Here is an 8,600-nt window from a genome sequence, read left to right on the forward strand (position 1 = left end):
GGCGGGTGGACGTGCCACGATCTGTGCATGGGTCGAGTTCTGCTCGTACTGGTCGTCGCGTTGACCGTGGCGGCGGTGGTGTTCGGGGTGACGGCGCTGGTCTCCGGGCGGGATCCCGGCCTGGTGCCGGCCGAGCCCGACGGCGAGGCCGTGCCGCTGCCGGCCGGCCGCCCGCTGCGCGAGTCCGACGTCGGCGAGGTCCGCTTCGACACCGCGCTGCGCGGCTACCGGATGTCCCAGGTCGACCAGGCGATGCGCCGCGCCGCCTACGACATCGGTTACAAGACCGAGCTGATCGGCGTGCTGGAGGCCGAGGTCACCGCCCTGCGCGAGGGCCGCATCGCCGATGCCGACGAGCTGCGTCGGGCCCGTGAGGAGGCCGCCCGGGCCACCTCTGCCGGACCCGCCGCCGGAGCCGACACCGCCGACCCGACCGACGCGCCCGCCGAGGTCGGCGGGGACCCGTCCGACACGGTCACGGTCCGCGCGGAGCCGGCGTGAGCGGTGCCGACGACGGCGCGGGCAGTGCCGACGGCGCGGGCGACGTGGGCGGGCTGGGCGAGGCGGCCCGCCGCGGGGCCGGCGAGTTCACCGCCACGGTGATCGTCGACGCCCCCGCCAGCCGGGTCTTCGCCGGGCTCACCGCGTGGGAGCGGCAGTCCGACTGGATCCCACTGACCACCGTCCGGGTCGTCGAGGGCGACGGTGGCGAGGGCAGCCTGATCGAGGCGGTCACCACGCTCGGCCCGGCCGTGCTGCGCGACGAGATGCGGGTGGTTCGGGTCGACGCGCCGTACGAGATCGGGGTGGTGCACTGTGGCCCGCTGCTGCGCGGCCCGGGAGTGCTGCGCTGCACCCCGTTGGCCCGCGACCGCACGCAGGTGGTCTGGCACGAGTGGTTCCACCTGCCTCCCGGAGCCGCCGGGCAGGTGGCCTGGCCGCTGCTCTGGCCGGGTTCCAAGGCCAGCCTGACCCTGGCCCTCAAGCGATTCGCCCGCCTGGTCGAGCAGGGCCGGCTGCCCTGACCCGGCAGTGTCGGGGTCCTGCCCTACCGTGTACGCCGTGACTGACCTGGTGACCGGCCCCGACGGGCTGTCGCGCTGCGCCTGGGGGGCGAGCACCCCCGACTACGCCGTCTACCACGACACCGAGTGGGGCCGGCCACTGCACGGCGACGACGCGCTCTACGAGCGGCTCACGTTGGAGGCGTTCCAGTCCGGCCTGTCGTGGTTGACCATCCTGCGCAAGCGGCCGGCGTTCCGGCGTGCCTTCGACGACTTCCGGATCGAGCGGATCGCCGGCTACGGCGATGCCGACGTCGCCCGCCTGCTTGCCGACGCGGGCATCGTCCGCAACCGCGCCAAGATCGAGGCGGCGGTCGCCAACGCCCGCGCCGCCCTGGCGTTGCCGAAGGGGCTCTCCGCGCTGCTCTGGTCGTACGCGCCGGCGGCCCGGGCCGCCCGGCCGGAGTCGTTCGCGCAGGTGCCGGCGCTCACCCCCGAGTCCACCGCGCTGGCCAAGGAGCTCAAGCGGCGCGGCTTCCGGTTCGTCGGCCCGACCACCGCCTACGCCCTGATGCAGGCCACCGGGATGGTCGACGACCACCTCGCGGCCTGCCACGTCGTCACCGCCCCGGCCGGGACATGATGGGATTGGGGCATGACCGCGACCGACCACCGCGCCAGCGGCGCGACCGACGGCGGCGGAGGCACCGGGCGGGGTGAGGGCGCCTGGGCGGTGCTCCTCCCGCCGGGACGCCTCGACGCCGAGCGCCTCGTCCACCACGACTCCCTGGACCTGCCCGCCGCCCCGGGCGGCCACCGACCGCGTCCCGGCGACCCGGTGGCGGTGCTGACGGACGCGCCGCCCCGGCTGGTCGCCCTGGGCCGGGTGGTCCGCTCCGGTGCCGGACTGGCGGTGGCGTACACCCGGCGGGCCTTCGACGAGCCGGTTCCGGCCGACCGGGTGGAGATCACCGGCCCGGTCAGCCCGCTGGACCCGGTGGTGTTCGGGCACCTGGTCGACCGGCTCGGTCCGCCGGCACCCCGTCGGACCTGGCTGGTCAGCCTGGATCTGCCCATCGAGGCCGACACCCGGGCCGAGGCGGTGCGGCTGTTCTGGTCGTACGTGCAGGAGTTGGGCCCGGGAGAGTTGCCCGCGTTCGTCTCGCCTTCGGGTGACGAACTGGCCATGCAGGCGTTCGTGCTGGGCGCCGAGGCCAATCAGGACCCGGAGGAGGACGACTGACCACGGTCGCTTTCTCTGCCGGGCCACCCTGATGACATGCCGCCAGGGTGGCCGGGCAGGGCCGGATCAGTGGCCTGCGAAGGTGGGCCGGCGCTTGTCGACGAAAGCCTCGGTGGCGGCCCGGTGGTCGGCCGTGGCGCCGCAGATCGCCTGGGCCTGGGCCTCGGCGGCCAGGGCGTCGGCCAGGGTGCCCGCGTCGGCGATGGAGAGCTGCCGCTTGATCGCCCCGTACGCCACGGTCGGGCCGGCGGCCAGCCGGGCCGCCAGCTCCTGCGCGGTCGGCAGCACCGCCTCGTCCTCGACCAGCCGGGTGAGCAGGCCCAGCCGGCACGCCTCCTCGGCGCCCACCGGCTCGGCGAGCATCAGCATCTCCACGGCCTTGGCGTGGCCGACCAGCCGGGGCAGCGTCCAGGAGGCGCCGGTGTCGGCGGCCAGCCCCACCCCGGCGAAGGCCATCAGGAACTTCGTCTTCGGCCCGCCGATCCGGAAGTCCGCCAGGAACGCCAGCGAGGCGCCCGCCCCGGCGGCCATCCCGCGTACCGCGGCCACCACCGGCTTGGGCAGGTTGGCCAGCCTCGCGGCGATCGGATTGTAGTGCGCCCGCACGGTGTCCAGCGGGTTGGCGGTGGGGGACTGCAGGATCTGCACGTGTTCGCGCAGATCCTGCCCCGCGCTGAACGAGTCGCCGGCCCCGGCCAGTACCACCGCCCGGCAGGAACGGTCGGTCTCCAACTCGGCCAGGGTGTCCCGCAGCGCCTCCTTGAGCGCCACGTCGAGCGAGTTCATCGCCGTGGGGCGGTTCAGGGTCAGGGTGACCACGGCGTCGGTGCGGTCGACGAGCAGCGGCTCGGTCACGTTCTCAACGACCCTTCTGTCGGGCGGTGCGGTTGCCGGCGTCGAGGCACTGTTCGACGTACCGGTCGGCGGCCGGCCGCAGCCGGGCCGCGTGCCGGTCGAAGAAACTGGCCGCGGCGACGCCGGGCCAGCGCTCGGGGAGCAGCGCCGGCGGCAACTGCGGGTCCCGGAACAGGAAGGTACGCCACGCGTGCACGAGCCGGAACCGGGCCGCGTACGCCTCCTCGTCGCCGCTGCGTGCGGTCACGCCGGCCAGCAGCGGGCGCTGTTCGGCGACGAACCGTTCGTACGCGTGCCCGATCTCGGTGAGATCCCAGGCCCGCCGGACCACCCCCATCGCCCCCGGCGTGCCGGCGGCGTGCGCGGCGGTGAACCGTTCGTAGTGCACGCCGGCGTCCTCCAGCAGAAGGTCGACGTCCTCGCCGCCGCGGGTGGCCACCCAGGTGTGCTCGTCGAGCGCGCCGTAGCCGAGGAAGCTGAGGTTGGCGGCGAGCCGCTGCCGGTCCCGCCGGGACGCCGTGGTCCGCAGCACCAGTAGGTCGAAGCGGCCGTCCCAGGTGACCCGGCCGGTGCGGTAGACCCGGGCCGCCGCCTCGTCCAGTCGCCGGGCAGCTTTGGGTGTGATCGAATAGCCGGGTCCGGAGGGCAGACGGAGCGGATCCAGCCACCCCTGGCGGACCATTCGGGAGACCGCCGTGCGTACGGCCGGGGGCGCGATTCCCAGCGGTGCGAGCAGTTTGACCAGGGCGGCGACCGGCGCGCGGCCACCCCTCTGCCGGAGGTGGTCGCCGTACAGGTCGAAGAGTGCCGACCGTGCCTGCATGACCGCACATTGTGACAGGCCTACCCAGGATAAGCTAGGTGCTGTTACATCAATGCAGCTTCGGTTTGGGTCCGGCGGTGTTCATCAGGGAAAATCGTTGGTCGACACCCCCGCGTACCTTGCGGGTGGTCTTGGCGAAGTGGCTGTGGGGCAACCCACCGACCCTGGTGTAGGTCTGAGGGGAGACAACATGGCGGCGATGAAGCCGCGGACGGGCGACGGTCCGCTGGAAGTCACCAAGGAGGGCCGGGGCATCGTCATGCGGGTCCCGCTGGAGGGCGGTGGCCGGCTCGTCGTCGAGATGACTCCCGACGAGGCCAACGCGCTCGGTGACGCGCTGAAGGCGGCCGCCGGCTGACCGACCGACGATCCGCGCGGCACCGCGCGGATGGTGCGTCGTGACCCTGAGCCACCGGGGATCCCCCGGTGGCTCAGGGTCTTCACATCCCGCACGCGGGGCGGCCCGCCCCGCGCCACGAACACCTCCGGAGGTACGTCCCAGCGTGCTCGCTATCCGCCTGACAGCCGGCCCCGACCGGCCGGACACCCTCGTCCTGCCGGTCCGCGCCGGTGTCGCCACCGACGGGGGAAGGGCACCGGCGACGCTGGTCCCGACCGGAGTTGCCCTGCCCGAGGAGGTCTCGGCCGAGGCGATCGCCCTGTTGCCCGCCACCCGGCTCGCCGGCCGGGCCGGCGAGACCTTCGCCCACCTGCGCCCCCATGGCACCCCGCAACGGCTGCTGCTGCTCGGCGTCGGCGACGGCACCGGCAGGAGTTGGCGGACCGCCGGGGCGGCCCTCGCCCGCGCCGCCAAAGATGAGACACAGATCACCGTCGCGCTCCCGGCCGACGTCGACAGCCCCGCCGTGGCCGCCCTCGTCGAGGGGCTCCAGCTCGCCGCCTACCGGTTCCGGATGACCGATGCCGGCGACGCGCCCGCGCTGACCGGCGTGGAACTGCTGGTCGCCGACCCGGAGGCACACCGTGAGGCGGTCGCCGTCGCGGAGACCACCGCCCGGATGACCCGCCTGGCCCGGGACCTCACCAACACTCCCTCGTCGGTGAAGAACCCGCAGTGGTTCGCCGCCCAGGTCGAGGCCGCCGCCGATCTTCCCGACCTGCACCTGCGGGTACGCGGCCCGCAGGAACTGGCCGCCGAGGGCTTCGGCGGCATCCTGGCCGTCGGCGGTGGCTCGGCCAGCGCCCCCCGCCTGGTGGAGCTGGACTGGCGCCCCACCGACGCCCGTACCCACGTGGTGCTCGTCGGCAAGGGCATCACCTTCGACACCGGCGGCATCTCCATCAAACCGGTGCCGGCGATGAAACTGATGCGCAAGGACATGGCCGGCGCCGCCGCCGTGGTCGCGGCGACCCTCGGCGCGGCGGCGCTGCGCCTGCCGGTCCGGGTCACCACCCTCGCCCCGCTGGCCGAGAACATGGTCAGCGGTTCGGCGTTTCGACCCGGCGACATCATCCGCCACTACGGCGGCCTGACCAGCGAGACCACCAACTCCGACGCCGAGGGGCGGCTGGTTCTCGCCGACGCGATCGCGTACGCGGTGCGCGAACTCGCGCCGGACCTGCTGGTCGACCTGGCGACCCTGACCGGCGCCAACGCGGTCGCGCTCGGCAAGAAGCACGGCGCGCTCTACAGCGACAACGACCGGCTCGCCGCCGACCTGCTGGCCGCGATCGAGCAGGCCGGGGAGGCGGCCTGGCGGATGCCGCTGCCCGCCGACTACGTCGAGCACCTCGGCAGCGACCTGGCCGACCTGCACAGCTCGCCGGACGCGGGCGCGGGCTCGGTCACCGCCGCGCTGTTCCTCCGCGAGTTCACCGGCGACCTGCGCGACCGCTGGCTGCACATCGACATGTCCGCGCCGTCCTGGTCCGACGGCGACGACGCCGAACTGACCCGGGGCGCGACCGGTTGGGGCGTACGCGGGCTGCTGCGCTGGCTGGCGACGCTGCGTTGACCGGCCGCCCAGCCGACGAGGCGGGCGGGGCGGCGAGCGGTCAGCACTTCACCGCGACCAGCAGGCCGTGCCCGACCGGCAGCAACGCGGGCGTCCAGTGCTCGGACTCGCGGATCGCCTTCACCGTCTCCCGTACGGTGACCGTCTCGGCGTCCCGCGCGGCCGGGTCACCGATGCGCCCGTTGGCCAGGGCGCCGTTGAGGGCGAGCACCCCGCCGGGGCGCAGCAGCCGCAGCGCGGCGTCCGCGTACGCGGCGAAGCCGGTCGCCTCGGTGTCCACGAAGACCAGGTCGTACGCGCCGTCGGCGAGCCGGGGCAGCACGTCCAGCGCCCGGCCGGTGATGATCCGGGTACGCCCCGCGGGGAAACCGGCCTCGACGAAGATGCGCCGGGCGATGCGTTGGTGTTCGACCTCCACGTCGATGGTGGTGAGCACCCCGTCAGCGCGCATGCCGCGCAGCAACCAGACCCCGCTGACTCCGGTGCCGGTGCCGATCTCGACCACCGCGCGGGCGTTTCCGGCGGCGGCGAGCAGGCGCAGCGCGGCCCCGGCGCCCGGGGTCACCACGTCGAGGCCGACCTCACGGGCGAGGGCACGGGCGGTCCGTAGGACGAGGTCCTCGCCGACGTACGACTCGGCGAACTGCAACGTCTGGGCCGTCGGAGTGCCGGAACTGGCGACCGTGGCGATGGGACACCTCCGGGCGGCGGGAGTGGTGCGAGGGGCGGGTTGGCACTGTGAGCCTAGAGGCGCGGCCCGCGCGGCGCAGCGGCCCCGTCCGGCGATGACGATCACGACCGCCGGAGCCGGTTCGATCCCGGCCCATCCGTGCAATCCTGGAACTGGTGTCCCCCGTGGCGTACCGGCCGCCGCGTCGCGCCGTACGGGGGATCCGGGGACGGAGTGGGAGGCACCGACGTGACCGACGGCTGGGACTGGCGCCAGCCCGGCAGCAATCCTGCGCCGCCGGGCCCCCCGACGGGGACGCCGCCGGCAGGGCACCCGACGGCACCGCACGGCAGCGGGAGCGGCACGGCGTCACCGTGGTGGTCCGACGCGCTCGCCGATCCGTGGCGCGACCCGTACGCGCCCGCCGCCGTGGTGCTGCCGACCGCGCCGGCGGTCGGCGCGGCACCCGAGCCGGTCAGCGACCCGGACGCGCCGGGTCGGCCGAGGCTGCGTCAACTGTTGCTGATCCCGCTGATCACCGCGCTGCTCGCGGGGGCGCTCGGCGGTGCTCTCGGGTACGCCTTCGCGGTGCGCGGTGGGGCCGGCGGCGGGGTGACCCTCGGCGCCCGACCGGCCGACGCCCCCGGCCTGGCCCAGCGTCGTCCCGAGTCGCTGGCCGCGGTCGCGGAGAAGGTCCTGCCCAGCGTGGTGACCGTCCGGGTGGTCAGCCTGGCCGGGATGAGCGAGGGATCCGGCTTCATCGTCAGCGCCGACGGGCACGTGATCACCAACGACCACGTGGTCGGGGACGGGGGCGGCCGGGCCAGCGTGGTCTTCAACGACGGCAGCACCGCCCCGGCCACCGTGGTCGGCCAGGACCCGGAGTCGGACATCGCCGTGATCAAGGTGAGCCGCACCGGGCTGCGACCGGTCGAGTTCGGCGATTCGGACGCGCTCGCCGTCGGCGACCCGGTGTTGGCCTTCGGCTCGCCGCTCTCGCTGGCCAACACGGTCACCGCCGGCATCGTCAGCGCACTGGACCGCACCATGCAGGCCGGGGAGCCCGGTGGGCCGGTGCGCTACTACGCGGCCATCCAGACCGACGCGGCGGTCAACCACGGCAACTCCGGCGGCCCACTGGTCGACGCCGCCGGCCGGGTGATCGGGGTCAACTCCACGATCAAGTCCCTGGTCGCCGAGGGGCAGGAGGCGGGGAACATCGGGCTCGCCTTCGCCATTCCGATCAACCAGGCCAAACGGATCACCCAGGACATCATCGGCACCGGCAAGGCCCGCCGTACGGTGATCGGAGCGCAGGTCGGTGGCGCCGGGTCGAGCACCGGCGGAGCGGGGGTACGGCTGGCGGCGGTCGAGCCGTCCGGGCCGGCGGCCGGTGCCGGTCTCAAGGCCGGGGACGTGATCCTGCGGTTGAACGGCCGGCCGATGACCGAGCCGACCGATCTGATCGCGCTGGTCCGCAAGTTCGCCCCTGGGGCGGTGGTGCGGGTGGAGTACCGGCGGGGTGCGAGCCGGCAGAACGCGTCCGTGACGCTCGCCGCAGATGCCAAGTGAGGACCGGTCACCCTCTCCCGACCAGCCGCCCGACGTGCGTACTCTTGGCCTGACCGACGAGGAGGCCCAGCAGTGCTCGACAACCTGAACTGGTGGGAGATCGTTGCGCTGCTGCTCCTGGCGCTGCTGATCTTCGGTGACCGGCTGCCCAACGTGATCAACGACGGCCTGCGGATGGTGCGCAACCTGCGCACCATGGCCCGCAACGCCACCGGCGACCTGAGTCGCGAGCTGGGCACCGACATCCAGCTGGAGGACCTGCACCCGAAGGCGTTCATCCGCAAGCACCTGCTCAGCGAGGAGGACGAGGCGGCGATTCGCAAGCCGTTGCAGGGTGTCTACGACAACCTCCGCGCCGACGTCACCGGCGTGCACGAGGAGCTGAAGGACGTCGCGAAGGCCGTCGACGTACGGGACACCGGCCGTCCGGCCAGCGACAGGGCACCCGCCCCGGCAC

General features: G+C 74.0%; 11 protein-coding genes. 8 read left to right on the top strand and 3 right to left on the bottom strand.

The window, feature by feature from the left end; all coding sequences use genetic code 11:
- Nucleotides 1-27: 27 nt before the first annotated feature.
- Genes E1182_RS26930 through E1182_RS26945 form a run of 4 tightly spaced genes read left to right on the top strand, consistent with a single transcriptional unit; the run spans nt 28 to nt 2,247 of the window.
- Nucleotides 28-501 carry a DivIVA domain-containing protein gene (locus tag E1182_RS26930; RefSeq protein WP_132270441.1) on the top strand — a complete coding sequence of 158 codons (474 nt, stop codon included), beginning with the start codon at nt 28-30 and terminating at the stop codon, nt 499-501.
- Nucleotides 502-545: 44 nt separating this feature from the next.
- Nucleotides 546-1,025 carry an SRPBCC family protein gene (locus E1182_RS26935; RefSeq protein ID WP_132270463.1) on the top strand — a complete coding sequence of 160 codons (480 nt, stop codon included), beginning with the start codon at nt 546-548 and terminating at the stop codon, nt 1,023-1,025.
- Between the two features lie 37 nt (nt 1,026-1,062).
- A complete protein-coding gene (locus tag E1182_RS26940) occupies nt 1,063-1,647 on the top strand; it encodes a DNA-3-methyladenine glycosylase I (protein WP_132270444.1) in 585 nt (194 codons plus the stop codon).
- A 12-nt stretch (nt 1,648-1,659) separates the two neighbouring features.
- Nucleotides 1,660-2,247, top strand: a complete 588-nt coding sequence (locus tag E1182_RS26945; protein WP_132270446.1) for a hypothetical protein — start codon at nt 1,660-1,662, stop codon at nt 2,245-2,247.
- A 66-nt stretch (nt 2,248-2,313) separates the two neighbouring features.
- Here E1182_RS26945 and E1182_RS26950 read toward each other — a convergent pair whose 3' ends face one another.
- Together E1182_RS26950 and E1182_RS26955 are read right to left on the bottom strand one after the other, a co-directional pair.
- The gene (locus tag E1182_RS26950) at nt 2,314-3,102 is read right to left on the bottom strand and encodes an enoyl-CoA hydratase/isomerase family protein (protein WP_132270449.1); all 789 of its coding nucleotides are present in this window, start codon (nt 3,100-3,102) and stop codon (nt 2,314-2,316) included.
- A 4-nt stretch (nt 3,103-3,106) separates the two neighbouring features.
- Complete coding sequence (locus tag E1182_RS26955) at nt 3,107-3,925, bottom strand: PaaX family transcriptional regulator C-terminal domain-containing protein (protein WP_132270451.1); 819 nt, start codon at nt 3,923-3,925, stop codon at nt 3,107-3,109.
- Between the two features lie 190 nt (nt 3,926-4,115).
- On the opposite strand from E1182_RS26955, the gene E1182_RS26960 reads away from it, so the two are divergent.
- Nucleotides 4,116-4,283: a DUF3117 domain-containing protein gene (locus tag E1182_RS26960; protein ID WP_007455245.1), complete on the top strand. Its 168-nt coding sequence runs from the start codon at nt 4,116-4,118 to the stop codon at nt 4,281-4,283.
- Between the two features lie 145 nt (nt 4,284-4,428).
- Nucleotides 4,429-5,901, top strand: coding sequence for a M17 family metallopeptidase (locus tag E1182_RS26965; RefSeq protein ID WP_132270454.1), 1,473 nt, complete (start codon nt 4,429-4,431; stop codon nt 5,899-5,901).
- Nucleotides 5,902-5,941: 40 nt separating this feature from the next.
- On the opposite strand, the gene E1182_RS26970 is transcribed toward E1182_RS26965, so the two are convergent.
- On the bottom strand, nt 5,942-6,550 hold the full coding sequence (locus tag E1182_RS26970; RefSeq protein ID WP_132270456.1) for an O-methyltransferase: 609 nt from the start codon (nt 6,548-6,550) through the stop codon (nt 5,942-5,944).
- A gap of 270 nt (nt 6,551-6,820) precedes the next feature.
- Here E1182_RS26970 and E1182_RS26975 point away from each other — a divergent pair, with 270 nt between their 5' ends.
- Both E1182_RS26975 and E1182_RS26980 read left to right on the top strand, forming a co-directional pair.
- Nucleotides 6,821-8,143: a S1C family serine protease gene (locus E1182_RS26975; protein ID WP_132270458.1), complete on the top strand. Its 1,323-nt coding sequence runs from the start codon at nt 6,821-6,823 to the stop codon at nt 8,141-8,143.
- 72 nt (nt 8,144-8,215) lie between these two features.
- Nucleotides 8,216-8,600: preprotein translocase subunit TatB (locus tag E1182_RS26980; protein WP_132270460.1), on the top strand; the 385-nt coding region annotated here is incomplete at its 3' end.

The sequence above is a fragment of the Micromonospora sp. KC721 genome, from assembly GCF_004348355.1.
GTDB lineage: Bacteria > Actinomycetota > Actinomycetes > Mycobacteriales > Micromonosporaceae > Micromonospora.